We start from the raw sequence: 26,402 nt of genomic DNA, 5'->3' as shown, positions 1-26,402 counted from the left end.
ATCAGCGCATGCTGACGGCCTTCATGCTGTTGGCTATCCAGCAATAACGAACAATTTCGGATTCTTCGACAAAGTCAGTGTTGATAATGCAGCAGCGGCTCACCCAGTCCCGTGATTGATGAAACCAATCGTTGATAGCGTTCTTGATGTCCACGGGACCTCCAAAAAACGAATAGCTGGTGGCTGACAGGGACCATAGAAAATCGCCGGAGTGCTCAGCACTTAACGTATTGGCAATGTGGCTGCGCAAATCGTCGGTATCAGTGAATGCCTTGTCGCTCCACTTGTGAACGACTCTTGGCCAGAACGTAGTTTCATCAAGATCATCCGGCCCATGGGCGGCCAGCACTAGCCTGCGATGGGCGCTGGCTTGCTTCAGTTGCCCGATGGAGCGCCGCGAGTGTGAGAATGGAATGGCCTTGTGTCCTAGCCGCCTCAAGAGCAAGGCGTTGAACTTTTTATAGTCGAAGGCGTACTTGCCACCCGCCAGAACGTGAAAATCAAGCACCATGAACTCATTGGGATTGTGTTCAAGAAAAGCCAGAACAGCATCGATAAGTTCATCCAGTACACGATGAGATTCCAGGCCATTGTGGTGGAAATAAAAAATATCCTGATCGTGTCCCGGCTTATACCCCAGGCGTATATCGAACGCTCTGACACCCTGGGCCAGTTGCCAGGAAAACGTATCGTTCTGACAGCTTGTCCAATGGCCGATAACCACCTCGTAGTTAGGGGGCTTTTTATCCATTCCGCAATTGTGGGCGCCTGGCCAGATAATATCGGTTAGCGTCATCGTGTCAATATCCGGGACTTCGTTCATCCAAGCCTGCTTGTTTAAATATCTTACAATATTTCGTGGCATGTATGCTCCTGCGTTCTGTTGCACGCGTCGATCCATCGGCGCGCGGTATGTTTTTTTGCGGGTGGGAGTTCTGAGCCTTTGCAGGCACAGTCTGCGGGTAACAAGTTAAGTGCAATGTGCGCCGGAGGACAGCTTCTACGGTCCTGTTGTTACGTAGGAATACGCTGACGGCACAGTAATATATTGTCAATCTTGATGTTGTTGGGTGAGTGGTTGGCTGGCGTATCTGCGGATATAAAGGTGACGAAGTTTGCGACGTGCCAACTGTCATGCTGTGCGCAAAAAAACATACGTAATGGATGAAATATGACTAACGATTTTTATAAATGGATGACCCGCCTGCCGGCCATCGACACGTTGACACTGGGAGAGTTGGTATTGCCTGGTGCTCACAATTCGGGCGTCGATAAAAAAGCTTCTTATGCCGTTCCCGGCCTCAGCCACTGGGCCGCCTGCCAGAATAATAGTTTTTACTATCAACTGGTCAACGGTGCCCGCGCACTTGATCTCAGGCTTGAGTATGACGGCAAGGGCGGTTTCTGGTTTCAGCACAACGGATATCGATCTTCTCGGGCCTTGGAGGATCTGATCATGGCCGTGGACAGATTCCTTGAGCAACATCCCGATGAGTTCATTGTCCTGAACTTCCAGCAACTGAGATCCAATAGCAGCCCCTTCGACGTAAAAGAGTTTTCCCGACTGCTGACGCAACACTTGGGAGGCCGGGTGATACTCCCCGAACATCGTTATTTGACGTTGGGGGAATTAAAAGAATTCAGCCCGTTTCAACGGGTCATGCTGGCGTCTTATGGGGGCGTTGATCGCAGTTACTTCAATTGGGAACTCAGATGTGAATGGACGGGGATAGACTTCGCCAGTGTCGCTGACGTGAAGATGTTTATTGCCAGCGCAATAGAGTATCCAGACGGTTTGGGGATGCCCTGGTCAATGTCCGCCACGAGTTACGGTTTGGCACAAGGGCCTGTGAATATAACAACTCATTTGAACGAATGGTTTGACCCGGCGCGCGATGAGAGGGTGTTGAATTGCAGCGTGATCAGTGTTGATTTTTTTGAAGAGTCGGCGCTGGTTCTTCATTGCATGAAAGCCAATCTTATGAAGGCGAAAGCAAAACAGGAAAGACGTTCTTTTGTATCGGGCTCGACCGAAAGGCCGACCTGAACGACCCTCGGGGCAACAAAAATTTATCCGTTAGTACGATTTTTTTCTTCAATCCACTGCGACATATATTGAGTGCTCTTGTGCAGGTGGTGCCGCAACATACTGCCGATAAAGTTATCATTGCGCTGTTTCAACAGGTTCTCGCGGCAACTCATAAGCCGATCAATCAGTGCCGGACCATGGACGCGCTGTTGGTAACGATCGGCCAATAGTTTCATGCCGGCGTTTTGAGCAAGGGTCCACTGGGTCTTGTCTTGATATAGGCTCACGGCTGCATCGGCAAGGCTCTGGGCGCTTTCGGCGATTGCACCCGGCCAAGGCATGTCCCCGGACATGCCTTCGGCACCGACCGGCGTGGTGACATTCGGTGTGCCGCAAAGCATGGCGTCGACAATTTTGCCCTTGATGCCAGCGCCGAAACGCAGCGGAGCCAGGCAGATGCGTGCCGCGGACATGACCTGCAAGGCGTCTTCGGCCCAGTTCATCACGTGAAACCCCTGGCTCGGGTTGTGCAGTGCGGTGGCTTTGGGCGGTGTGTAAGCGCCATAAATGTGCAGTTGCGCGCCGGGCAGTTGTTGTCGGATCAGTGGCCAGAGAGTGGTTTTCATCCAGAGCACGGCGTCCCAGTTCGGCGCGTGGCGGAAATTGCCGATGCTGAGGAAGTGCGCACGGTCCTCAAAGGGGGGGAATGGCTGAGTGATCGGGTCGATCATCAGCGGGCACCAGTGCAGCAATTGGCGCGGCAGCTTGAACTGCTCGACCAACAGCTCGATTTCCACTTGCGAAATCATCAGGTTCAGGTCACAGCGCAACAGCGCGGCAATTTCACGCTTGGCCAGATCGGTATCGGCCATGAGTTCGAACTCTTCACGCAAGGCCGGGGCGAACAACTCGCTGAAGTCATTGGCGTCGTCACTGGCCTTCAGGCGGTCCTTGAGCCGCTGGTGGCGGGCATGTCGCAAGCTCTGCAGGTCTGAGGTCTCAAGCACACGCAAGGCGTCAGGGCAATGTTTCTCGACGCGCCAGCCGAACTGTTCTTCCATCATGAACTGATCGAACAGCACGATATCCGGAGCCAGATCGCTGACGAAGGCATCGAAACTGCTGTTGTTCAGCTCGATGGGGACTTCACGAATACCCAACCCCGCCAGATCGGCCTTGTGTTCGCCCGCACCGGCCGGGCTGCTGAACGTGATGTCCCAGCCTTGCTCTAAAAACGTTTCAAGGATTTGCATCACGTGTCCGCTGGCTGCGGATGAGCGCGGCTCGGGCCAGACGTAACCAATAACCAGGACTTTGGTTGCGCGGGGCTGACTCATGAACAGGATTTCCTTGATGCAGGCTGAAGACTGGGGAGAAACGAGGGGCGCAATTAAACCACAGCTGATGATGTTTATTGTGCCCGGCAATCGCCCAATGGTGCCTTATGCGCTTGTATTGACTGGAAGTTTGCCGATTCATGAGTTAGCGTCTGACAGCTGATTCATGGACGTTTTTCGATGACCCAACCCACCGCACTTCAGACCAAAGTCGCCTCGCAGATTCTCATGGCGATCCGGTCTGGCGAGTTAACCCCCGGCAGTCACCTCAAAGAGGTCGAACTGGCCGAGCGTTTTGGCGTGTCTCGCTCGCCGATACGCGGGGCGCTGGTCTATCTGGCGCAAGAGCAGGTGATCGGACGCTTGCCCCATCAGGGTTACTGCGTGCTGGATACGCCGCTCAGCGATGAGTTGGCCAAGGTCAGTCTGCCGGTCGCTGAGGATGAGGAGCTGTATCAGCGGCTGATCGATGATCGACTGGCTCAGGCGATTCCCGATCAGGTGATGGAGAGCGATCTGTTGCGTCGTTACGGTGCCAGTAAAGCGGTATTGCGCCGTTGCTTGCTGAGGTTGTCCGACGAAGGCGTCATGCAGCGCAAACACGGGCACGGCTGGATGTTTTTGCCCACCTTGGGTTCGGCCGAAAAGCGCTTCGAAAGCTATCGCTTCCGCATGCTCCTGGAACCTGCGGGTTTGCTCGAACCGACCTTCAATCTGCCGCGTGAACGTCTACAGCGTTGCCGTGAAAAGCAGCAGGCACTGCTTGAAGGCGCTCCCGACAGCCTGAGCTTTTTCGAAGCCAACGCCGAATTTCACGAGTTACTGGCTGCAGCGTCCGGCAATAGCTTCATCCTGCAAACCGTGCAGCAGCAAAACCGCCTGCGTCGGCTTACCGAGTTTCATACCGTGTCGAACCTGGAGCGGGTTCGCACCTCGTGCCGCGAACACCTGGAAATTATCGACGCGCTGGAGCAGGGCGATCGGGAATGGGCGTCGACCTTGCTGTACCGGCATTTGAAGGTGGTCAGCACATTGAATGAAGTGCGCAAGAAAAGCTGAACTCAAGGTGCGAGCATGCTCAGGACCTTATCGCGCAACTGCTCAATAGAGAACGGTTTGCCGATCACCGCCATGCCTTCAGGCGCGTCGATACTTTCCGCATAACCACTGGCAAACAGTATCGGTAACGCCGGGCGCAGCACACGTGTTTGAGCGGCCAGCTCGCGGCCATCCATCTCCGGCAATCCCACATCGGTCATCAGCAGATCGATGATTTGCGCGCTATCGTTGAGCAGGGCAAGCGCTGCTTTGCCACTGTCGGCCTCCAGCACCGTGAACTTAAGTTCTTCCAGCACGTCGACGATCAGCATGCGCACGATGGTATCGTCTTCGACTACAAGGATAGTGGGCACTGTGGCGGACATGGTGGTGGCTCTCGGAAGAAGGCGTTCGGTCACGGGTTTATTGTAGTTACCGGCGTACGTCGACAGGGTAACCGTTCTCTCTGAATCATGCTGAGCGATGCTGGTTATTGTCGGCAAGGCTGTCAGAAAAATGGATCCAGAATGTGTTTATGGGGCAAACTCCTTCACTTGCAACGGTTCACCAAGGCCATCCAATGACTTCTTCGTCTTCAGTTGATGAGCAAAGTTTTCGCAAACTGCTGAGCCGCAACATCAGTTTGCCGCTGGGTATGGGCGTGCTGAGTGCGGTGTTTTTTGTCTCTTTGATCACCTATCTGTTGTCGGTAATCCAATGGGTCGAGCACACGGATCGGGTGATCAATAACGCCAACGAAGCGTTAACGCTGACAGTCGACCTGGAAACCGGGATGCGTGGTTTTCTGTTGTCCGGTGACGAGCATTTTCTCGATCCCTACGAAACGGCCAAACCGAGGATCATTGCTGCGCTCAAGACCTTGCAGGAATTGACGGCCGATAACCCGCCGCAGGTTGATCGCCTGCGCAGGCTCGAGGCGTTGCAGATCGAGTGGAACGATTACGCGCAGACCATGATCGATTTGCAGCACAGCAGCGGTGATTACCGGGCTGCGGTGAAATCCGGCCGCGGTAAGCGACTGACTGATGAAATCCGCAGGCAATACGAAGATGTCATCGACATGGAGCAGCAGTTGCGTATCACGCGCAACGAAGAGGTTCGACGCACGACGATCTGGAGCATTTCCCTGTATTTGCTGTTGGTTGCCGGTATCAGTGGTTTGCTGGCCTACGTCGGCCGTCGCGATTTGTTCAGTCTGTCGAAAAATTACAGCGCCAATCTGGCGGCGCAACAGGGCAGCGCGCAACGTCTGGAACAACAAGCCTGGCTGCGTAATGGCCAGACCGAATTGGCGGAGCAGGTGCTTGGGCAACTGACGTTAAATCGGCTGGGCCGCAATATTCTGCAGTTTTGTGCGCAGTACCTCGGCACTGCGGTCGGCGCAATGTACGTCAAAGAAGAGCACGAAGGCCTCACGCGCATTGCCTCTTATGGTTTCTCCCGCGAGCAGGAAGAGCGCGATCAAGTGATCGACCGTGGCGAGGGCATTACCGGGCAGGTGGCACAGCAAGGTCGACTGATCCGTCTGGATGAAGTGCCCGCCGGCTATTTCAAAGTCAGCTCAGGGTTGGGTGAGGGTGTGCCGTGCAGTGTGCTGGTGGTGCCAACCCGTGATGACGATCGGGTCAACGGTGTCATCGAACTGGGTTTTCTGCGCGCCCTGACCGAGCGCGATGTCGAGTTGCTGGAGCTGATAGCCGGGAATATCGGCACCTCCATCGAAGCGGCGCGTTATCGCCAACGATTGCAGGAAGTACTTGCCCAAACCCAGCAACTCAATGAAGAGTTGCAGGTGCAGCAAGAAGAACTGAAGACTGCCAACGAAGAGCTGGAAGAACAGTCGCGGGTGCTCAAAGAGTCGCAGTGGCACCTGGAGACTCAGCAGGCCGAGCTTGAGCAGACCAACGAGCAGCTGGCCGAACAGCGCGATGCAATGGATCGCAAGAACGGTGAGTTGAACCAGGTCCAGGTACAACTTGAAGAGCGTGCGCAAGAGTTGCAACGCTCCAGCCAGTACAAATCAGAATTCCTCGCCAATATGTCCCACGAACTGCGCACGCCGCTGAACAGTTCGTTGATTCTCGCCAGGTTGCTGGCGGAGAACCCACAACAAAACCTCAGCGCCGAACAGGTGACGTTTGCCGAGTCGATCTACTCGGCCGGCAACGATCTGCTCAACCTGATCAACGACATTCTCGATATTTCCAAGGTCGAGGCCGGCAAGCTTGAAATACGCCCGGAGAACACCAGCGTCGCGCGGCTGGTCGATGGCTTGCGCGGCATGTTTGAACCGTTGGCAGCGCACAAGCATCTGGCGTTCAACGTCGAACTGCAAGCGGATGCGCCGTTGATGGTGTTCACTGATCGTCAGCGTCTGGAACAAGTGCTCAAGAACCTGTTGTCGAACGCTATCAAGTTTACCGAGAAGGGCAGCGTCAGCCTGACCGTCGCCAGGCAGCCGGGCGAGGGCATTGCTTTTATCATTCGTGACTCGGGCATCGGTATTGCCAGCGATCAGCAGGAAGGCATTTTCGAGGCCTTCCGTCAGGCCGATGGCAGCACCAACCGTCGTTACGGTGGCACGGGGCTGGGCTTGTCGATTTCGCGTGACCTGGCAGCGTTGCTCGGCGGCTCGATCAGCGTCATCAGCGAGCCGGGGCAGGGCAGTTCATTCACGCTGGTGTTGCCTGTGCAGTATGTCGAACCTGGCGATGAGCCGCGTGAGCTGCTGAAGATCGTACCGATCGTCGCAGCTCCCAAGGTGATTGCCGCGCCTGCGCCGCTGATCGTCGAAGCGAAGATTCCGCGCTTTGCGGATGACCGTGACAAAGCGCCGTTCACTCGCCGTTGCATGCTGGTGGTGGAAGATGAAGTGAACTTTGCACACATCCTCTTCGATCTGGCTCATGAACTGGGCTATCAATGCCTGGTGGCTCACGGCGCCGATGAAGGTTACGACCTGGCGACACGCTTCATGCCGGATGCGATCCTGCTGGACATGCGCCTGCCGGACCATTCCGGGCTGACGGTGTTGCAGCGCCTGAAAGAACATGCAGAAACCCGTCACATCCCGGTTCATGTGATTTCTGTCGAGGACCGCGTCGAGGCCGCCATGCACATGGGCGCCATCGGTTATGCGCTCAAGCCGACCACCCGCGAAGAGCTCAAGGACGTGTTCGCGCGACTTGAAGCCAAACTGACGCAAAAGGTCAAACGCGTGTTGCTGGTGGAAGACGATGACCTGCAACGCGACAGCATTGCCCGGCTGATCGGTGACGATGACATCGAAATCACCGCTGTCGGCCTGGCCCAGGAAGCACTGGACCTGCTGCGCGAGACGATCTATGACTGCATGATCATCGACCTGAAACTGCCGGACATGCTCGGCAATGACTTGCTCAAGCGCATGTCCACCGAAGATATCTGCTCGTTCCCGCCGGTGATCGTCTATACCGGGCGTAACCTGACCCGTGATGAAGAGGCGGATCTGCGCAAGTATTCACGTTCGATCATCATCAAGGGCGCACGCTCGCCAGAGCGTCTGCTCGACGAGGTGACACTCTTTCTGCACAAAGTCGAATCGCGGTTGTCCCATGAGCGGCAAACGATGCTCAAGACAGCCCGCAGCCGCGACAGGGTTTTTGAAGGCCGCAAGGTGCTGTTGGTGGATGATGATGTGCGCAATATTTTTGCCCTCACCAGCGCACTGGAGCACAAGGGCGCTATTGTGGTGATTGGCCGTAACGGTCGTGAAGCGATCGAAAAGCTCAATGAGGTGGATGACATCGATCTGGTGCTGATGGACGTGATGATGCCGGAGATGGACGGTTTTGAAGCCACCCTCGAGATCCGCAAGGACCCGCGCTGGCGCAAGCTGCCGATCATCGCGGTGACGGCCAAGGCCATGAAGGACGATCAGGAGCGCTGCCTGCAAGCGGGCTCCAACGATTACCTGGCCAAGCCCATCGATCTGGATCGGTTGTTTTCGCTGATACGCGTGTGGTTGCCGAAGATGGAACGTATTTAAGTGGAGAGAAATACTGACATCGAGCTGCGGTTGCTGGTCGAAGCGATCTACCTCAAATACAGCTACGACTTTCGTGATTACTCCGATGCTTCGATCAAGCGCCGGGTCAATCACGCCTTGCATCAGTTCGGGTGCAAGACCATTTCTGCGCTGCAGGAGCGGGTGCTGCACGACCCGACGGCGTTCATGCAGTTGCTGCAATTGCTGACGATTCCGGTCAGCGAGATGTTTCGCGACCCGGCGCACTTCCAGGCCATTCGTCAGGAAGTGGTGCCGCTGCTCAAGACCTATCCTTCGATCAAGATCTGGATTGCCGGGTGCAGCACGGGCGAAGAGGTTTATTCGATGGCCATTCTGCTGCGCGAAGAAGGCTTGCTGGAGCGCACCATCATTTACGCCACCGATATCAACCCACGCTCGCTGGAAAAGGCCAAACAAGGGATCTTCTCGCTGGCGAACATCCGTGCCTACACCCATAACTACCAGCAGGCCGGTGGTCAGTGCTCATTCGCCGACTACTATACGGCAGCGTATGACCACGCGATTTTCGACAAGACCCTGTGTGAGAACGTGACCTTCGCCGATCACAGCCTGGCGACTGACAGTGTCTTTTCAGAAACTCAATTAATTTCATGTCGTAATGTTTTGATTTATTTCAATAAAAAATTACAGGATCGCGCCTTCGGGCTGTTTCATGAATCGCTGTGTCATCGTGGTTTCCTGGTGCTGGGCAGTAAGGAAACCCTGGACTTCTCGACCTATGGCAAGCAGTTCGATCCATTGGTCAAACAAGAACGGATCTACCGTAAGCATGCTGAGTAATATCCAGGCCAAATTGCTGATCGTCGACGATCTGCCAGAGAACCTGCTGGCGCTCGAAGCGCTGATCACACGTGAAGACCGCACGGTGTACAAGGCGCTATCGGCGGACGAAGCCTTGTCATTACTGCTGCAACACGAGTTCGCCATCGCTATCCTCGATGTGCAGATGCCCGGCATGAACGGCTTCGAACTGGCCGAACTGATGCGCGGTACCGAGAAAACCCGGAGCATTCCGATTATTTTCGTCAGTGCGGCAGGGCGCGAGAGCAATTACGCGTTCAAGGGTTACGAAAGTGGCGCGGTGGACTTTTTGCATAAACCGCTGGATATCCACGCGGTGAAAAGCAAGGTCAACGTGTTTGTCGACCTGTACCGACAGCGCAAGGCGATGAAGCTGCAGGTCGAAGCCCTGGAGCAAAGCCGTCGTGAGCAGGAGGCGTTACTCAAGCAATTGCAGGCCACACAGAACGAACTGCAGCAGGCCGTGCGCATGCGCGATGACTTCATGTCGATCGTCGCTCACGAGGTTCGTACGCCGTTGAACGGGCTGATCCTCGAAACCCAGCTGCGCAAGATGCACCTGGCCCGGGACAATGCTGCGGCGTTTACCCTGGACAAGATGCACGCGATGGTCGACCGCGATGAGCGGCAGATCAAGAGCCTGATTCGCTTGATCGAGGACATGCTCGATGTGTCGCGGATTCGTACCGGCAAACTGTCTATTCGCCCCAGTCGTTTTGACCTGGCGCAGTTGACGGGTAACCTGTTGCAGAATTTTGCACCACAGGTGGAGTCTGCCGAGTCGTCGGTGACGTTTGTCGCTCCGCAACCGGTGGAAGGCAATTGGGATGAGTTTCGCATCGAGCAGGTGGTGTCCAACCTGCTGATCAACGCCCTGCGTTACGGTGCCAAACGTCCGATTGAGGTGCGCGTGTACAGGCAGGACGGCGAAGCGCGGATGGAGATCAGGGACCAGGGAATTGGCATCAGTGAGGAAAACCAGAAACGTATTTTTCAGCAGTTCGAGCGTGTGTCAGCAAAAACCGTGGTGGCCGGACTGGGCTTGGGGCTATTTATTTCCGAGCAAATCGTCGCCGCCCATGGCGGATCCATCACCGTTGAGAGCAAGATTAATCAAGGCTCGTTATTTCGTGTTTGCCTGCCGTTGCAGGAAAACTGACAAAGCAACGCAACCTCTGTGTGAGCGCAGGGTCGTATCAGCAGCTATTGACCGAACAAAGGCTTCCCATGAGTGAAGATGCACAAGACGTCGTATTGATCGTTGAAGATGACCCCTCGATCCGGATGGTGCTGGTCGCCTATCTGTCGGGTGAAGGTTATCGGGTTTTGCAGGCTGAAGATGGCGAGCAGGCCTTCGAAATTCTCGCGAGCAAACCGCACCTGGATATGATGATCACCGATTACCGTCTGCCCGGTGGCATCTCTGGTGTGCAGATTGCCGAACCCGCGGTGAAGCTACGACCTGAACTGAAGGTGATTTTCATCAGCGGTTACCCGCAGGAAATTCGTGAGTCCGGTAGCCCGATCGCGCAAAAAGCACCGATCCTGGCCAAGCCGTTCGATCTCGACGAATTGCAGGTCTTGATGCACGAAATGCTTTCGTAAGCCCCACGGTGCATCTATCGAACCTGGTGGTCTTTTAGAGTCCCTGCTGCAACGCCGGATCATCCGGATTCATCTGCTCAAGTTGTGCCAGCAGCACCTGAACGTTCTGCAGCTGGCCAGTTTCCTTCCAGTAGTTGATCAGTAGCACCCGGGCCTTGCGGTCGGCCGGGTGGCGCTGAACGATTTCCTGCAGCTGCTTTTGTGCGGCTTCGAGTTCTTCCTGGCTGTGCAACGTGGTGGCCAGATCGTAGCGGTATTCCTTATTGTCGGGCGCAAGTTCCACTGCTTTTGAAAGGCCGAGCAAGGCAAACTCGCTTTGCCCGTGATGCAGCAACCAAAGCCCCAAGGCATGTTGCAGATAGGCGGAGTCAGGTTGAGCCTTCAACTGTCTGGCGAGCATTTGTTGGGCCGCATCGGCCTGGCCCTGTTTATCCAGGACCTCGATCTGCATCACCAGCGCCGGCAAGTTGCCCGGGTCCAGGCGCAAGGTCTGATCGAGCGCTTGTTGTGCTTCTTTCAATTGGGCGTTGTGCAGGTGCAGGCGAGCCAGTTGGTATTGGGTTTCGGCGCTTTCGGGCTGGCTGTTAAGTGAGTGCTCATACTCATCGATGACCTGCTGCAATGGGCCGAAGTACAACCCCAGATCATCCGGCGAAAGCCCCAGCAATGCATTCGCGGCGGCAAAACGCACAACTTGCTCGTGGTCGTCGAGCAATGGCCCGAGCAACAGGCTGCGTTGGCCATTGGGCACCAGCCCGACGATGCTTATGATCGCCGCCTCGCGAACCTCGACCACAGGGTTTTGCAGGTCTGCGTCTGCCAGTTTAAGTGCCTGCGGGCTTGGGTAATTCGGCAGTTCGACATGCAACAGGACTCGGCGCGTATCCGACAGGTCAGGACGTGCCAGTTGCTGATAGAGCACTCGCGCCGCACCGGGTTGGCCGTTACGGGCCTTTTCCATGGCGTCGTGATAGCCCTGTTTGATCGCGGTGGGCACCTCGGGCGTCTTACTGCGCAGAGAAAACCAGGCAATGCCGACGGCAAACAGGACAAGCAGGCTGATGAACAGGAAGCGGCGAGGCATGGGCATGCAGGAATCCGGAATCTGACACGTTTGCAAAGCTGCCAGCATCGGTCAGCTGGGGCTGCGAGTCAAACCCGGGACGTGGTTAAACGCATACTTGATGGGCTCAAGCCGAGCTGAAACCTCTCACGTGGCGTCGCAGTGACTACGCTTGCTGGAGATGTCTCGACGAGCGTTTCCATGCAAGCGTTGCTGCAGTACTTCAAGGCGATCCTCCACCCCGGCCCCGGGGTGTTGCTGTTTGCCTTGAGAACGATAACCGCCGGGTTGTTGACACTGTACCTGGCCTTTGTGTTTGACCTCGACCAGCCCAAATGGTCGATCATGGCCGTGGTCATCGTCAGCCAGCCGCTGGCCGGCATGACGCTTGCCCGCAGTTTTGGCCAAGTCATCGGCACCACGCTGGGCGCGGTCGTGGCCGTGGTGATCATGGCGATCTTCCCTCAGGCGCCGGTGCCTTTCGTGATGACGTTGTCCCTGTGGCTGGCACTGTGCACCGCCGGTGGCACCTTGTTGCGCTACACCAGTTCTCAGGCGTTTGTGCTCAGCGGCTATACGGCGGTGGTGGTGGGGCTGTTGGCGGTCCCTGATCAGGACGGCACCTTCCTGCTGGCCGTGACCCGCGTGACCGAGACGTTGCTGGCGGTTGCCTGTGTCTGTGTGGTCAGCCTGCTGACCGCGCGTCCGGAGGCCGTGGCCAAGGATTACTTTGCCAGGATCGATCAGGTGATCAAGCTGCTGGCAACCCATGCCAGCGCCGTCATTCGGACCGAGGAAAGCGAGGCCGACTTCCACCGTCGGCAAATGCAACTGCTTGGACAGATCAGTGCGCTGGAGGGGGTACGCCGGCATTTGTATTACGACGCGCCGCGTTTGCGCAGCGCCGACGACCTGGTGCAATTGCTCGGCAATCAACTGCTGTTGCTGACCGCGCGGCTCACCGCATTGCGCCATCAGCGCGAGCTGTTGCTCGAGCGCTGGGAAGGCGAGATACCTGGCGAAATACAGCATTTGCTGACCGAAGAGCTGACCTTTCTCGATCAACTGGCCCGGCAGGGGCGCGCGCTGTCCAGCGAGCAGCGGCACCAGTTTGCGGCGTTGCAACAGCGTTTCGATGCACTGGCCTACCGTTCGGAGCAACTGACCGAGCCCTTGAAGGCAACCTTGCGCTCGCTGTCATGGTCACTGCGTTGGGAACAGGCGCGAATGCTGCAACAGCTAGAAACGATTCTGGAGTTGAGCGATGCGATACAGAGCGGACGCAAGGCCAGTAGCGTTTTTCGCGGTCAGGCCAATCCGCTGCACCTGGATTTCACTCTGGCGACGATGAACGCCATCCGCGCGTTCTGCGCACTGATGGTGGCTGGCCTGATATGGATCGAAACCGGCTGGGATGGCGCCCGTGGCGGGATGATTGTGGCGGGGATCCTCTGCTCGTTGATGGCGACGTTTCCCCGCCCCTTGTTGGCTGCCCAGAGCTATGCCCGGGGCCTGGGGCTGGCGCTGGTGGTGTCGGCGGTGCTTGAGTTTGCGCTGGTGCCGATGATCAGCAGCTTCGAACTGTTGGCCCTGTTGCTGGCGCCATTGCTCTATGCCGTCGCGGTGGGGTTGTCCAGCCCGCCGACCACGGGTACGGGGATCGGGCTGGGATTGTCGACGTTTCTGTTATTGGGCCCGCAGAACACCGGGTTGGGGCAGAACACCGCGATCCAGTGGTTTGAATTTGCTGGCGCTTACTCCTGCGCCGCCGTGCTGGCGTTGAGTGTGTATGCCTTGATCTTCCCCTTCAGGCCCGTTCTGCGTATTCGCCGGCTGCACCAGGAGAATTGCGAGCAGGTCTATGCCTTGCTGAAAAAACCGGCCACCGATGAAAACCAGTTTGCCTTCGAGAGTCGTCTGGTCGACCGTCTGACCATGATGCTGGGACTGTTGCCAGCCATTCAGGACAAGCCAGCGCGCGACCTGTTCGAGGTCAGCCTTGGCTGTCTGGCCCTGGGCATTGCCTTGAACCAGCTCAGGCAGCAGGGGCAGAACAACGTGCTACTGAGCCCGCAGACGCAAACCCGGTTGTTCGACGCCGTTCGGGAAACCGGGCGGCTGGTTGCCGGTCGGCCGAACATCGAAGTGGATCGTGTGATCGACAGCCTGCACGGCTTGGGTGATGAACTGGACGCGCTGCACTCCAGCGTCCATGAACACCTGTGGTCAGTGTTTCGCATGCGCGTGGCGTTGTTGATCGTGGTGTCGTTCCTGGAGCGCCACCGTGGCCACTTTGAGTCTGTCACCTTGCAAGGAGTACCCGCGCTTGACCATTGATCTGGAAATAGGCGGTGTCTATCTGCCGCCGATTGCCCAGGCGCTGCTGCTGGGCTTGCCGATTTTCCTGGTGCTGGACTGGATCCTGCGGCGCCTCGGCGTATTGCAATTCGTCTGGCATGAGGCCTTGTTCGAAGGCGCGTTGTACGCCTGCGTGTGCGCGATGTTGATTCTGGTGATGGGAGCCTGAAGCCTTGAAGAAGATCCTTGCCCAACTCTCGACACTGGCGGTGGTCGTGCTGGCTCTTGTGCTCGGTTGGTTTGCCTGGGAACACTACACCCGCGCACCCTGGACCCGGGACGCACGTGTGCGTGCCGATGTGGTGACCTTGTCCGCCGATGTTGCGGGACGCATCGTCCGCCTGGGTGTGCACGATAATCAGCATGTGGAGAAGGGGCAGTTGCTGCTGGAAATCGATCCCTCGCGTTACGCCCTGGCGGTGGAACATGCCAAGCGTTCGGTGGAAGTGGCGAAGGCCTCACTCGGGCAATCGCAAGCCACCATCGTCGCCAGCCAGGCGCTGCTCAAGCAGCGTCAAAGCGAGGAGCTGCGTCGACGGACCCTCAAGGAGCGCATGGCGGTCTCTGGCGAAGAGTGGGAAAAATCCAGTACCGAGGTGTCGGTGGCCCAGGCTGATTTGCTGCGCAACCAGGCCAACCTGGGTTTTGCCCAGGCCAATGTGCAACTGGCCATCGCCGCATTGGCCGAGGCTGAACACGATCTGGAGCGCACCCGGGTCGAATCGCCGGTCAGTGGCTACGTCACCAATCTGCTGACCCGGCAGGGCGATTACGCGATCGCGGGCGGTCCGCTGGTGGCGCTGGTGGACAGCGACTCGTTTTATGTCAGCGGCTACTTCGAAGAAACCAAACTGCCGCGAATCGCGGAGGGTGACCGGGTCGACATCGAGTTGATGAGTGGCGAACGTTTTGGCGGCGCCGTGCAAAGCATCGCCTTCGCCATCGCTGACCGGGAAAACCTGCCCGGCGGGCGTTTGCTGGCCAACATCAACCCTAGTTACACCTGGGTCAAACTGGCGCAGCGGGTGCCGGTACGGATTCAGATCGACGCCGACTACGCCGGAAAAAACACGCTGCGCGCCGGAACCACCGCTACGGTGACTGTCCAGGAAACCCGCAAATCCGACGATCACCGTTAACACCGGGGAATGCGGGGAGTCACGCAATGTTTTCGGGCAAAAAAAGCCCCGCGACCGAATGAGGTGCGGGGCAAAGAAATTGGTTGGTTGCGGCCAACCAAAGGAACTCTTGAAAAGGGGTTACCTGCTGGCGACCGTCTCGGGTTGCCAGCCTCCGCCGAGGGCCTTGTAGATGGCAACGATGCCACGGTAAAGATCAACTTCGGCCTGGGCCTGGGAGTCCTCGGCCGCCAGGCGTTCACGTTGCGCGTCGAGCAGCACCAGGAAGTCCACGGTGCCTTCGCGGTAGCGAATTTGCGCGAGATCGGCGGCAGCGCGGCTCGATTCGCTTTGGCGAATCAGTGAGATCAGGCGTTGCTGACGTTTACCGTAATCGGAGAAGGCGTTCTCCGACTCTTCCAGCGCTAACAACACTTGCTGCTCGTAGGTCGCCAGGGCGCCTTCGGCGTTAGCATCGGCTGCGCGCAAACGAGCGCGGACACTGCCCAGGTCGAAGGCTGCCCAGGTAATGCTTGGGCCGAGCGCCCAGGCGCTGGCTGCCGACGAGCCGATCTGCGAACCACGCCCGGCGGTGAAACCGAGGAAGCCGCTGAGGCTGACCCGTGGGAACAGATCGGCCTTGGCCACGCCGATTCGCGCGGTGGCGGCGGCCAGTTTGCGTTCGGCACTGCGGATATCCGGACGGCGTTGCAGCAGTTCACCCGGATCACCAATCGGCAGGGCCTTGGCAATCGCCGGCAAGTTGGCTGGGCTGAGGTCGACAGTCAGTTTGTCTGGCCGTTCACCCAGCAGGGTGGCGATGCGGTTGCGTTGGCGCACCTGCACTTCTTGCAGTTGCGGCACGCTGGCTTCGACGGAAGCGAGGCGGGCATCGGCGCGAACCACGTCGAGCTGATCACCGACGCCGGCATCACGCAGGCTCACGGTGATCTTGCTCGACTCTTGCTGGTTCTGCAGGTTGGCCAGCGCGATTTTCTCCCGCAGTTGCGCACCGCGCAGTTGACCGTAGGCGTCCACCAGTTCGGCAATCATGCTGACTTGCAGTTGGTGCAGATCGGCTTCGGCGACTTGCTGATCGGCATCGGCGGCTTCCAGGTTGCGCTGGATGCGCCCGAACAGATCCACTTCCCAGGCCATGTCCAGGCCCAGGTCATAGCGCTCGCTGTTGACGCGCTTAGTGGTCTGGCCGGGAATCTGGCCCTTGGCCAAATCGCTGCTGGCACGGCTGGTGACGTTGGGTGTGGTCTGGGTGGCCGCGTCATCACGAAACGCCCGAGACGCCTTCAAGCGGGCATACGCCACCCGCAGATCACGGTTGCCCTGCAACGACTGGGTCACCAACTGATTGAGGACCGGGTCGTCGAACTGCTGCCACCAGATACCTTCGAAGCGTGCGCGGTCGAAGTTCTTCTGACCGTTTGCGCCGTCGGTGGCGGCCGTGATGTTGGCCGCCTCCGTAGCTGGCGTCTTGTAGTCCGGGCCTACGGCACAAGCACTCAAGGCCAGTACCAGCAAGCTCGGCAGGAAGGCTTTCAGACTCATTGTTGCGCCTCCAGTTTCAGGGCCTTGGCCGCTTTGCGGGCGTCACTGCGCTCCACAAAACGACGGATCAATACGTAGAACACCGGTGTCAGCAACAGACCGAAGAAGGTCACCCCGAGCATCCCGGAGAACACCGCTACACCCATGGCGTGACGCATCTCTGCACCGGCACCGCTGGAGAACACCAAAGGCACCACGCCCATGATGAACGCGAAGGAGGTCATCAGGATCGGCCGCAGACGCAGACGGCAGGCTTCCAGTACCGCGCTGAGCGGGTCCAGGCCTTCCTCTTGCTTGTCCTTGGCGAACTCGACGATCAGGATCGCGTTCTTGCAGGCCAGTCCCACCAGAACGATCAAGCCGATCTGGGTGAAGATGTTGTTGTCGCCACCGGAGAGAATCACCCCGGTAATTGCCGACAGCAGGGTCATCGGTACGATCAGGATCACTGCCAGTGGCAGGCTCCAGCTCTCGTATTGCGCCGCCAGTACCAGGAACGCCAGCAGTACGCAGAGCGGGAACACGAACAACGCGGTGTTGCCGGACAGAATCTGCTGGTAGGTCAGGTCGGTCCACTCGTAGGTCATGCCGTTAGGCAGTTCGTCCTTGAGCAGTTTTTCGATGGCCTGTTGCGCCTGGCCGGAGCTGTAGCCTGGGGCCGCGGCACCGTTGATTTCAGCGGTGATAAAGCCGTTGTAGTGCATCACGCGGTCCGGACCCGAGGTGTCGCTGACCTTGATGAAGGTTGCCAGCGGGATCATCTCGCCTTTGTTGTTGCGCACTTTCAGCTGGCCGATCTGATCCGGCTCGAGACGGAACTGCTGCTCGGCCTGAACGTTGACCTGATAGGTGCGACCGAAGCGGTTGAAGTCGTTGGCATACAACGAACCCAGGTAGATCTGCAGGGTGTCGAAGATGTCGCTGACGGCCACGCCGTGGGTCTTGGCTTTTTCACGGTCGATGGCAGCATCGACCTGTGGCACGTTCACGGTGTAGCTGGTGAACAGCCCGGCCAGTTCCGGCACGCTGCGGCTCTTGGTGATGATGTTCATGGTTTCTTTGTACAGCTCGTCATATCCCAGGTTGCCCCGGTCTTCGATCTGCAGGCGGAAACCACCGATGGTGCCCAGGCCCTGTACAGGCGGCGGCGGGAAGATCGCCATGTAGGCTTCCTGAATCCCGGCGTACTGGCCATTCAAGGCACCGGCAATGGCACCGGCCGACTGGCTTGGGTCCTTGCGTTGGTCGAACGGTTTCAGGGTAACGAACACGATGCCGGCGTTAGGGCTGTTGGTGAAGCCGTTGATCGACAGGCCAGGGAAGGCCACCGCGCTTTCCACGCCGGGCTGTTTCAGGGCCAGGTCGGACATGCGCTTGATCACATCTTCAGTGCGGTCCAGGCTCGCCGCGTCCGGCAGTTGGGCGAAGGCCACCAGGTATTGCTTGTCCTGACCGGGTACAAAACCGGTTGGCGTGCTGGAGAAACCGAGGAACGTCAGCGCCATCAGGCCGGCGTACAACAGCAGGGCGATGCCGCTGCTGCGGATCACACGAGCCACAGTGCCGACATAACCATGGCTGGCACGATCAAAGAAACGGTTGAACGGACGGAACAGCCAGCCACCGAAGATCCCGTCGAGGACTTTCGAGAAGCGGTCCTTCGGCGCGTCATGGCCTTTGAGCAATACCGCCGCCAACGCTGGCGACAGGGTCAGCGAGTTGAAGGCCGAGATCACCGTGGAGATCGCAATGGTCAACGCGAACTGTTTGTAGAACTGCCCGGTCAACCCGGAGATAAAGGCCGCCGGGATAAACACTGCACACAGCACCAGCGCGGTGGCGATGATCGGTCCGGTTACTTCACGCATGGCGCGCTTGGTCGCTTCGACCGGTGTCAGCCCGAGGCCGATGTTCCGTTCGACGTTTTCCACCACCACAATCGCGTCGTCGACCACAATACCGATGGCCAATACCAATCCGAACAATGACAGCGCGTTCAGCGAGAAACCGAACAGGTGCATCACGGCGAACGTACCGATCAGCGATACTGGCACTGCCACCAACGGAATGATCGAGGCACGCCAGGTTTGCAGGAACAGGATCACCACCAGCACTACCAGAATCAGTGCTTCGAACAGCGTGTGCACCACAGCTTCGATGGAACCGCGAACGAAAATCGTCGGGTCATACACGATGCTGAAGTCCATGCCTTCGGGGAAGCTCTTCTTCAGCTCGGCCATTTTGGCGCGCACTTCGTTGGAGATCTCGATAGCGTTGGAGCCCGGACGCTGGAAGATCGGGATCGCCACGGCCGGTTGGTTGTTCAGCAGGGAGCGCAAGGCGTACTGACTCGAGCCCAGCTCGACGCGAGCAATGTCCTTGAGGCGAGTGATTTCACCATTTTCGCCCGAGCGAATAATGATGTTCTCGAACTCTTCTTCGGAGACCAGGCGACCTTGGGTGTTGACCGAGAGCTGGAACGCGGTGGCGTTCGGCGCAGGCGGCGCACCCAGGGCACCGGCAGCAACCTGGCGGTTCTGTTCACGAATCGCGTTGACCACATCGGTCGCGGTCAGGTTGCGCGAAGCGGTTTTGTTCGGATCGAGCCAGACCCGCAGCGAGTAGTCGCCCATACCGAACAGTTGCACGTCACCCACGCCACCCAACCGCGCCAGCTCATCCTTGATGTTGAGCAGGGCGTAGTTGGACAGGTAGAGCATGTCGTAGCGTTTGTCCGGCGAGGTCAAGTGCACAACCATGGTCAGGTCGGGCGAGGCCTTGTCCACCGTGATACCGATCCGGGTCACTTCTGCGGGCAGCTTGGGCTCGGAGCGGGTGACACGGTTCTGCACCTGTACCTGAGCATTGTCCAGGTCGGTGCCCAGCGCAAAAGTGATGGTCAGGGTGATCTTGCCGTCAGCGGTGGACTGCGAGGACATGTACAGCATGTTCTCGACGCCGGTGATGGCTTGCTCCAGCGGAGCAGCCACGGTTTCACCGATGACTTTAGGGTTGGCACCCGGGAAGTTGGCGCGGACCACCACGGTCGGTGGCACGACTTCCGGGTATTCGCTGATCGGTAGCTGGAACAGCGAGATGCTGCCGGCGATCAGGATCAGCAGCGAGAGCACCGCGGCGAAGATCGGCCGTGAAATGAAGAATTGGGAAAAATTCATCGGAGTTGTCGTCCCTTAACCGCGTGGAGTCGCAGCGGCGAGTTTCACAGCCGTACCCGGCGCAACCTTGGCAGGTGCGACTTGGGGCAGGTTGCTGGCTTCAAGCGCTTGGCGTTGTTGAGCGAGGGCCGCGAGGGTTTCCTGGCTGGCCATCGGAATCACCTCAGGCGTCACCGGGGAACCCGGGCGCACCCGTTGCAAACCCTTGACGATGATCGTGTCGTCCTTGTTCAGGCCGCTGCGCACAATGCGCAAACCTTCGATCTTCGGTCCCAGTTCGACGGCGCGATAAGCCGACTTGTTGTCGGCGTCCATCACCAGCACGAACTTTTTACCCAGGTCGGTACCGACGGCTTCGTCGTTGATCAGCACGGCGGAATAGGTCCCGCTGCCCACCAGTTTCAGGCGGGCGTAGAGGCCGGGGGTGTATTCGCCCTTGCTGTTGTCAAACACCGCGCGACCACGGATGGTGCCGGTTTTCGGGTTGACCTGGTTGTCGACGAAGTTCATCTGGCCCAGGTGTGGGTTGCCTTCTTCATTGGACAGGCCAAGGTAAACCGGAGTGGTTTGACCGCGTTGGCCCTGGCGGGCGAGCTGGGTGTACTTGAGGTACACACGCTCATCGGCGTCGAAGTAGGCGTAAATCCTGTCGGTGGAAACCACGCTGGTCAGCGCGGTGACATCCGCGGTGACCAGGTTGCCGGCCGTGATTTCCGCACGGCTGACGCGGCCGCTGATCGGTGCGGTGACGCGGGTGAAACTGAGGTTCAGTTTGGCCAGGTCCAATTGCGCCTGGAGGGCGCCGACAGCAGCTCGGGCTTCTTGGGCGGCGCTGCTGCGCGAGTCGGCAAGTTCTGCAGAAATCGCATTGCTGGTGCGCAGGCGTTCACCGCGTTGGGCTTCATTTTCGCTGCGCGTAGCATTGGCTCGGCCTTGGGCAACCAGGGCTTCAAGGCGGCGGACCTCGGCCTGGAACGGGCGGGGGTCGATCTGGAACAGCAAATCGCCCTTTTTCACAAGGGCGCCTTCGGTGAATGTGACTTCGTCGATCTGGCCTGACACCCGAGGACGAATCTCGACGGTTTCCGGTGCTTCGAGGCGGCCGGTGAAATCGTCCCACTCGTTGACCGGTTGTTCCAGCACCTTGGCCACGCTGACTTTGGCCGCAGGCATGGCGGCAGCGGTGCCCGGGGTCTTGCCGCAGGCGCTCATCACCAGCAAGGCCAACACGGCCAAGGGGAAGCGCAAATGTTTGAATGACTGTTCCATGGATGCATCCGCCACTGTATTGAGATGGGCGGATGATGCTCGGCGGGGCTGTATCAAACGAATCGAATGAGGCAAAGGTAACTATCATTCGGAATGATATAAGCGCGAAGTAAGCCCTCTAGCATGGGGCTTTTATTAGGTGGCTATCAATATGTCTGATGACAATTCACTGTTGCGGGAGCTGCAATGGACAGCCTTGAAACCGTCTCAGGTCATTCGAAGCTTCGCCCCGGGAAGACGAAATTTTATCCTCCAAACAGGAAAGCACATCCTGCGATGTGCTTTCGACAGGGCGCAAGCTTCTCAACTCGACAAGTCTGGATTAAACAGCGATTTTTTCGCGAGGCAAATACGCGGTGATATTGCGCATGGCGCGGGTCACGTAGTCTTCCTTCTCGCCGACAGGCGCGACGTAGTGCAGGGCGCTCTCCGCGGCTTCAATACCTTCCAGGCGAGCGATAATCCAGGCGGCCAGGTATTGGGAAGCCAGGCAGCCCCCCGCGGTGGCCACATTGCCGTTGGCAAAAAAAGCCTGGTTGAGAACGTCGACCCCGGTTTCCTGAACCCAGGGCTTCGTCGTCAGATCGGTGCAGGCTGGCACGTCTTTGAGCACCCCGAGTTTTGCCAGAATCAAGGTTCCGGAGCACTGAGCACCCAGTAGCTGCCTGGAAGGATCAAGCTGCAGCTGTGCCATGAGCGCGGGGTCAGCGACCACTTCTCGGGTCTGCATGCCACTGCCAATGATGACGGCGTCTGCCTCGCTCGCTTCTCGGAGCGAAACGTGGGATTCGATGACGACCCCGTTCATGGAGCGAACCCTGGCAGTTGGGCTGGCAATCGATACACGCCAGTCGGGCTTCTTGATTCGATTCAAAATGCCCAGTGCGATCAGGGAGTCGAGTTCGTTGTAGCCTTCAAAGGTCAGGATTGCGATGTGCATGCTGTCTTCATCCTATGCAAGTGGGGCGAATCAATAGGGCTTTCAGGGCAGGAACTTACCGCCAAGGGTGATGCGTAGCTGATAGATGGATGACTGAAACTGCGAGCTACCAGCCGTCCAGGTCGGTTGTGTGAACCCATGCTATGGGCGAAGATCAGCACAATCAAATTATTGTAATGGATACATTCCATGGCACGCGCCAGGTACAAACAGGTCGTCGATGCGTTCGCTGCCAATATCCGTGGAGGGCACTTGCCCCCGGGTACGCGGCTACCAACACACCGGGAACTTGCGGCCCGGGAGGGGATTGCGCTAGTCACTGCAACACGTGTGTATGCAGAGCTTGAAGTCATGGGGTTAGTCAGCGGGGAGGCCGGAAGAGGGACGTTTGTTCGAGAGACTTCGCTCCCCCCGGGGCTGGGTATTGATCAACATGCCGTCGCCTCAGGGTTCCTGGACCTCAACTTCAACTATCCCTCATTGCCGGGGCAGGCAGACTTGCTGCGAACCGCTTTACGCCAACTGGCGTCTGCTGGCGATCTGGAGGCGCTGCTCAGGTATCAGCCCCATGGCGGGCGCCAGCATGAGCGAGCTTCGGTGGCTCGACATCTGCAAAGTCGGGGGCTTGAAGTGAGTGATGAGCACGTGCTGATCGTGAGCGGAGCCCAGCACGGGCTGGCAGTTACGGTCATGGGGCTGCTTCAACCCGGTGATGTCGTCGCGACGGACGCATTAACCTATCCGGGATTCAAAGTCCTTGCGCAAACCCACCGAATCGAACTTGCCCCGATTCCTGCCGCGGGGCATGAACCTGACCTGGATGCTCTGGAGAGACTGTGTAAAAGCAGGCGTGTGCGAGCCGTCTACACCATGCCGACGCTGCACAATCCGATGGGGTGGGTAGCCAGCCTGGATTGGAGGCAACGCCTGGTCAGGATCGCCCGTGAGCACAATCTCCTGATCATTGAGGACGCCGCCTATGCCTTTCTGGCAGAGAATTCACCAGCGCCGCTGGTAACGCTTGCACCGGAGATCACCGTGTACGTGTCAGGCCTGTCCAAAAGCGTGGCCACGGGACTACGTGTAGGGTTTGTCTGCGCTCCAACCCACTGGGTCCCGGCAATCGAGAGAACCATCCGCGCCACGACCTGGAACACCCCAGGGGTGATGACATCGATTGCCTGTGGTTGGCTTGATGATGGAACGGTTGGCAGACTGGAGGTGGAAAAGCGGCAGGATGCAACACGTCGTCAGTTGATCGCCAGGAATGTGCTGTGCGGACTCCCGACCATCGGGCATCCGTCCTCGTATTTTATTTGGCTTGCGCTAGGCGAGGAGGTGCGAGCAGACCAGGTCGCGATGGCGCTGATGCGTCAGCAGGTTTCAGTCTCGACTGCCGAACCTTTTGCGACGTCTGCCAATGTTCCGCATGCAATCCGCCTGGCTCTTGGTTCTGTACCGCTGGAGGCACTTGAAGAAGCGCTGGAAACGGTCAGGCGAGTAGTCGAGTTGCACTCCTTTTGAAGAGCAGGAGAGGTTTCTTTTAGTGACTCGTTAAACAGAAACCTGGCCGCTCTGGCGGACGGCGGCCGACTTTAAACGGCCAGGTTGGAGACAATGCTCCGGGCAGGGGCCAGCCCATCTTGCGGCTTTGTTGAAAAGCCCCTTCAGGCCCATGACCTACTCATTGCGACGATGTCCTGCAAATAATCCCTCTCGAACCAGACACGCCAGCGGCCGAAGTCCCGTCACGCAGCCCACTTTTTTTGCGTGCTGCCCCAACAGTGATGACGTCGGCCTGGCTCTTCTTGAGGATGGATATGACTATTCGCATCTGGCATCAAAGCTTCACTGTGCTGAGCGATCTGGGCCCCTATGACGAGGCTCTACGCGCGCATTTTCGCAAGGTTGCACGCGCCGACACCGAAATCCATCTGCATGGCATGCGGCCGGGAACCTATCGCAGCAATTATCCCGGCGACGACATCAAGCACGCTGCGTTGCAGTATCTGCATAGCCTTCAATTTGTGGCCGCCGGGCTGAATGCCGAGGCGCAGGGTTTTGATGCCTATGCCCTCAGCACGCTTCCCGAGCCGGCGCTGCGCGACATTCGCAGTTTGTTGCAGATCCCGGTGGTGGGTTATGGCGAGTCGGCAATGCTCACTGCCTGCATGCTGGGTCGCCGTTTTGGCGTGTTGGTATTCATTGATGAGCTGGCCGAATTGGTCACTGAGAACGCAGCCCGTCACGGCCTGGCTCAGCGCTTGGCTGGCGTTCGGCATGTCGGCTTTCGCTTCGCGGATGTGCTGGCTGCTTTCAGCGATCCGGCGGCACTGATTGAACGCTTCCGTATAGCGGCCCGACGCCTGATCGAAGACGGCGCTGAGGTGATCATCCCTGGCGAGGCACCGCTCAATGTCCTGCTTGCCACCCATGGGGTGAGCGAGGTGGATGGCGTTCCGGTACTTGATTCTCTTGGCGCCTGGGTCAAACAGGCGGAGGCAATGGTCGATCTGCGCCGCGCCAACGGCATACAAGCCTGTAATCGTGGCTACTTCTCGGCACGTCCTGAGCGGAAAAGGGTTGAAGAGATTTTCGCTTTTTACGGCCTCGATCGCTTTCTGGAACAAGGAATTTAAGCCATGAACACGATTGAATGTGATCTCCTGGTGGTCGGTGGCGGCCTGGCGGGTTTCTGCGCCGCGCTCAGCGCTGCAGAGACGGGCCAACACGTTGTGCTGCTGGAGAAGACTGCACAGACCGGCGGTTCCTCGGCGATGAGTGGTGGCTGCCTGGCCTTTGCCGGTACCGATCTGCAACGCAAGTATGGCATCGCTGATTCATCCGAACTGTTGTTCACTGACCTGATCGAGGTTGGCAAAAGCGAGTGCGACGCGGACCTGGTCCGGCTCTATACGGATAATCAACTGGCTACCTACGAGTGGTTGCGCACCCATGGCGTAGTGTTCTCGGAGGTGATCGAAGCCGCCTCCGGGCAGTCGGTGCCACGCGTGCACAATGTCGATCCGGCAGACATGGTGCGTCTGCTGGAGCAGGCCGCCAGAGCCACCGGCAAGGTTGATGTTTTTATGGGGACCCGAGCCCGTCGTCTGCTCCGATCAGAGGCGGGCCGGGTAACAGGGGTACTTGCCGAGCAAGCTGGCGAGGTCATCACCTTCAGTGCGCGTAAGGCCGTGCTGCTGACCAGCGGTGGCTTCGTCCAGGACCGGGCGTTGATCCATCGTTTCGCACCCCAGTACGACAACGCGGTGTTCATCGGTGGCGAGGGCAACGAAGGGGATGGCTTGCGCATGGCCTGGGCGTTGGGTGCTGACGTGCGCGATCTGGCCTATATCAAAGGCACATTCGGCAAGCATCCGACCGACGATAACAATCACCATGCCTGCCTTGTCGTCTATAAGGGCGCTATTGCGGTCAACCAGGACGGCCATCGTTTCGTCGATGAATCGCAGTCCTACAAGCTACTTGGCGATGCGGTAATGCAGCAGGCCTATGGCGTGGCTTACCAGATTCTCGACCAGAGCATCATGGACAGCGGTGATAACCAGGTGCGCATACTTGATTTCACTCGCCGTCTGGAGGAAGGCCTGTTCGTCCAAGCGCAGAGCCTGGAGCAACTGGCGCGTTTGATCGAAGTCCCTGAGGACGTATTGCTGGCAGAGGTCTCGGCTTATAACCAGGCGGTACGCAATGGTGAGGCGCCCGCTTTCGGTCGCCGTCATCTGGTACACCAGCACGGCGAGCTGTGCCCGATTGAGCGTGCGCCGTTTTACGCCTATCCCTCCACGGCTGCGGTATTTGGTACCTACTGCGGTGTGGTGGTGGATACGCAGATGCGCGTCCAGGACGTATTTGGCGAGCCCATTGAGGGGTTGCTGGCGGCTGGCGAGATAATCGGTGGTTTTCATGGCGCTGCCTATATGACCGGTTCGGCGCTGGGCAAGGCGGCGGTCTTCGGTCGTATTGCAGCCGCAACCGCCCGTACCGAATGACA

The 26,402-nt window shown here is 58.2% G+C and carries 21 protein-coding genes; 13 read left to right on the top strand and 8 right to left on the bottom strand.

Annotation, left to right across the window (positions count from 1 at the left end; genetic code table 11):
- Position 1 precedes the first annotated feature (1 nt).
- Entirely contained in the window at positions 2-865 is an 864-nt protein-coding gene (locus HK44_RS17665) for a hypothetical protein (protein WP_019690164.1), read from the bottom strand.
- Between the two features lie 306 nt (positions 866-1,171).
- Here HK44_RS17665 and HK44_RS17660 point away from each other — a divergent pair, with 306 nt between their 5' ends.
- A complete protein-coding gene (locus HK44_RS17660) occupies positions 1,172-2,047 on the top strand; it encodes a hypothetical protein (RefSeq protein ID WP_019690165.1) in 876 nt (291 codons plus the stop codon).
- Positions 2,048-2,070: 23 nt separating this feature from the next.
- Here the strand turns inward: HK44_RS17660 and HK44_RS17655 are convergent, their stop codons facing one another.
- The gene (locus tag HK44_RS17655; RefSeq protein WP_019690166.1) at positions 2,071-3,366 is read right to left on the bottom strand and encodes a glycosyltransferase; all 1,296 of its coding nucleotides are present in this window, start codon (positions 3,364-3,366) and stop codon (positions 2,071-2,073) included.
- Positions 3,367-3,382: 16 nt separating this feature from the next.
- Here HK44_RS17655 and HK44_RS17650 point away from each other — a divergent pair, with 16 nt between their 5' ends.
- Together HK44_RS17650 and HK44_RS17645 are read left to right on the top strand one after the other, a co-directional pair.
- Positions 3,383-3,529: a hypothetical protein gene (locus tag HK44_RS17650; RefSeq protein ID WP_020723513.1), complete on the top strand. Its 147-nt coding sequence runs from the start codon at positions 3,383-3,385 to the stop codon at positions 3,527-3,529.
- 17 nt (positions 3,530-3,546) lie between these two features.
- The gene (locus HK44_RS17645; protein ID WP_019690167.1) at positions 3,547-4,425 is read left to right on the top strand and encodes a GntR family transcriptional regulator; all 879 of its coding nucleotides are present in this window, start codon (positions 3,547-3,549) and stop codon (positions 4,423-4,425) included.
- Positions 4,426-4,427: 2 nt separating this feature from the next.
- Here the strand turns inward: HK44_RS17645 and HK44_RS17640 are convergent, their stop codons facing one another.
- Positions 4,428-4,790, bottom strand: a complete 363-nt coding sequence (locus tag HK44_RS17640; RefSeq protein WP_019690168.1) for a response regulator — start codon at positions 4,788-4,790, stop codon at positions 4,428-4,430.
- Positions 4,791-4,984: 194 nt separating this feature from the next.
- Here HK44_RS17640 and HK44_RS17635 point away from each other — a divergent pair, with 194 nt between their 5' ends.
- The 4 genes from HK44_RS17635 to HK44_RS17620 all read left to right on the top strand — a co-directional run bounded on the left by HK44_RS17635 (position 4,985) and on the right by HK44_RS17620 (position 10,900).
- The gene (locus tag HK44_RS17635) at positions 4,985-8,452 is read left to right on the top strand and encodes a response regulator (RefSeq protein WP_019690169.1); all 3,468 of its coding nucleotides are present in this window, start codon (positions 4,985-4,987) and stop codon (positions 8,450-8,452) included.
- Positions 8,453-9,274 (top strand): CheR family methyltransferase, encoded by an 822-nt coding sequence (locus HK44_RS17630; protein WP_019690170.1) that lies wholly within the window; start codon positions 8,453-8,455, stop codon positions 9,272-9,274.
- The gene (locus tag HK44_RS17625) at positions 9,264-10,454 is read left to right on the top strand and encodes a hybrid sensor histidine kinase/response regulator (protein WP_019690171.1); all 1,191 of its coding nucleotides are present in this window, start codon (positions 9,264-9,266) and stop codon (positions 10,452-10,454) included. Before HK44_RS17630 ends, HK44_RS17625 begins: the two co-directional genes overlap by 11 nt.
- A gap of 68 nt (positions 10,455-10,522) precedes the next feature.
- Positions 10,523-10,900 (top strand): response regulator, encoded by a 378-nt coding sequence (locus HK44_RS17620; protein WP_019690172.1) that lies wholly within the window; start codon positions 10,523-10,525, stop codon positions 10,898-10,900.
- Between the two features lie 34 nt (positions 10,901-10,934).
- Here the strand turns inward: HK44_RS17620 and HK44_RS17615 are convergent, their stop codons facing one another.
- The gene (locus HK44_RS17615) at positions 10,935-11,990 is read right to left on the bottom strand and encodes a tetratricopeptide repeat protein (protein WP_019690173.1); all 1,056 of its coding nucleotides are present in this window, start codon (positions 11,988-11,990) and stop codon (positions 10,935-10,937) included.
- A gap of 174 nt (positions 11,991-12,164) precedes the next feature.
- Here HK44_RS17615 and HK44_RS17610 point away from each other — a divergent pair, with 174 nt between their 5' ends.
- Genes HK44_RS17610 through HK44_RS17600 form a run of 3 tightly spaced genes read left to right on the top strand, consistent with a single transcriptional unit; the run spans position 12,165 to position 15,460 of the window.
- Entirely contained in the window at positions 12,165-14,300 is a 2,136-nt protein-coding gene (locus tag HK44_RS17610; RefSeq protein WP_019690174.1) for an FUSC family protein, read from the top strand.
- On the top strand, positions 14,290-14,490 hold the full coding sequence (locus tag HK44_RS17605) for a DUF1656 domain-containing protein (protein WP_019690175.1): 201 nt from the start codon (positions 14,290-14,292) through the stop codon (positions 14,488-14,490). The genes HK44_RS17610 and HK44_RS17605 overlap by 11 nt, the downstream gene beginning before the upstream one ends.
- A gap of 4 nt (positions 14,491-14,494) precedes the next feature.
- A complete protein-coding gene (locus HK44_RS17600; RefSeq protein ID WP_019690176.1) occupies positions 14,495-15,460 on the top strand; it encodes a biotin/lipoyl-binding protein in 966 nt (321 codons plus the stop codon).
- 120 nt (positions 15,461-15,580) lie between these two features.
- Here the strand turns inward: HK44_RS17600 and HK44_RS17595 are convergent, their stop codons facing one another.
- The 4 genes from HK44_RS17595 to HK44_RS17580 form a co-directional block, all read right to left on the bottom strand.
- Entirely contained in the window at positions 15,581-17,002 is a 1,422-nt protein-coding gene (locus tag HK44_RS17595; protein WP_019690177.1) for an efflux transporter outer membrane subunit, read from the bottom strand.
- Positions 16,999-20,178, bottom strand: a complete 3,180-nt coding sequence (locus HK44_RS17590) for an efflux RND transporter permease subunit (RefSeq protein WP_019690178.1) — start codon at positions 20,176-20,178, stop codon at positions 16,999-17,001. The genes HK44_RS17595 and HK44_RS17590 overlap by 4 nt, the downstream gene beginning before the upstream one ends.
- A 15-nt stretch (positions 20,179-20,193) precedes the next feature.
- On the bottom strand, positions 20,194-21,447 hold the full coding sequence (mexE, locus tag HK44_RS17585) for a multidrug efflux RND transporter periplasmic adaptor subunit MexE (RefSeq protein WP_019690179.1): 1,254 nt from the start codon (positions 21,445-21,447) through the stop codon (positions 20,194-20,196).
- 322 nt (positions 21,448-21,769) lie between these two features.
- Complete coding sequence (locus HK44_RS17580; protein ID WP_019690180.1) at positions 21,770-22,387, bottom strand: DJ-1/PfpI family protein; 618 nt, start codon at positions 22,385-22,387, stop codon at positions 21,770-21,772.
- A 189-nt stretch (positions 22,388-22,576) separates the two neighbouring features.
- On the opposite strand from HK44_RS17580, the gene HK44_RS17575 reads away from it, so the two are divergent.
- The 3 genes from HK44_RS17575 to HK44_RS17565 all read left to right on the top strand — a co-directional run bounded on the left by HK44_RS17575 (position 22,577) and on the right by HK44_RS17565 (position 26,400).
- The gene (locus HK44_RS17575) at positions 22,577-23,911 is read left to right on the top strand and encodes a PLP-dependent aminotransferase family protein (RefSeq protein WP_019690181.1); all 1,335 of its coding nucleotides are present in this window, start codon (positions 22,577-22,579) and stop codon (positions 23,909-23,911) included.
- Between the two features lie 263 nt (positions 23,912-24,174).
- The gene (locus tag HK44_RS17570; RefSeq protein ID WP_242031580.1) at positions 24,175-25,026 is read left to right on the top strand and encodes an aspartate/glutamate racemase family protein; all 852 of its coding nucleotides are present in this window, start codon (positions 24,175-24,177) and stop codon (positions 25,024-25,026) included.
- 3 nt (positions 25,027-25,029) lie between these two features.
- Positions 25,030-26,400 carry an FAD-dependent oxidoreductase gene (locus HK44_RS17565; RefSeq protein WP_019690183.1) on the top strand — a complete coding sequence of 457 codons (1,371 nt, stop codon included), beginning with the start codon at positions 25,030-25,032 and terminating at the stop codon, positions 26,398-26,400.
- Positions 26,401-26,402 lie beyond the last annotated feature (2 nt).

Source organism: Pseudomonas fluorescens HK44, assembly GCF_000217955.3.
GTDB classification, from domain to species: domain Bacteria; phylum Pseudomonadota; class Gammaproteobacteria; order Pseudomonadales; family Pseudomonadaceae; genus Aquipseudomonas; species Aquipseudomonas fluorescens_AQ.
The sequence above is the reverse complement of the archived record's forward strand: the minus strand, read 5'-3'. Positions and strand labels throughout refer to the sequence as shown.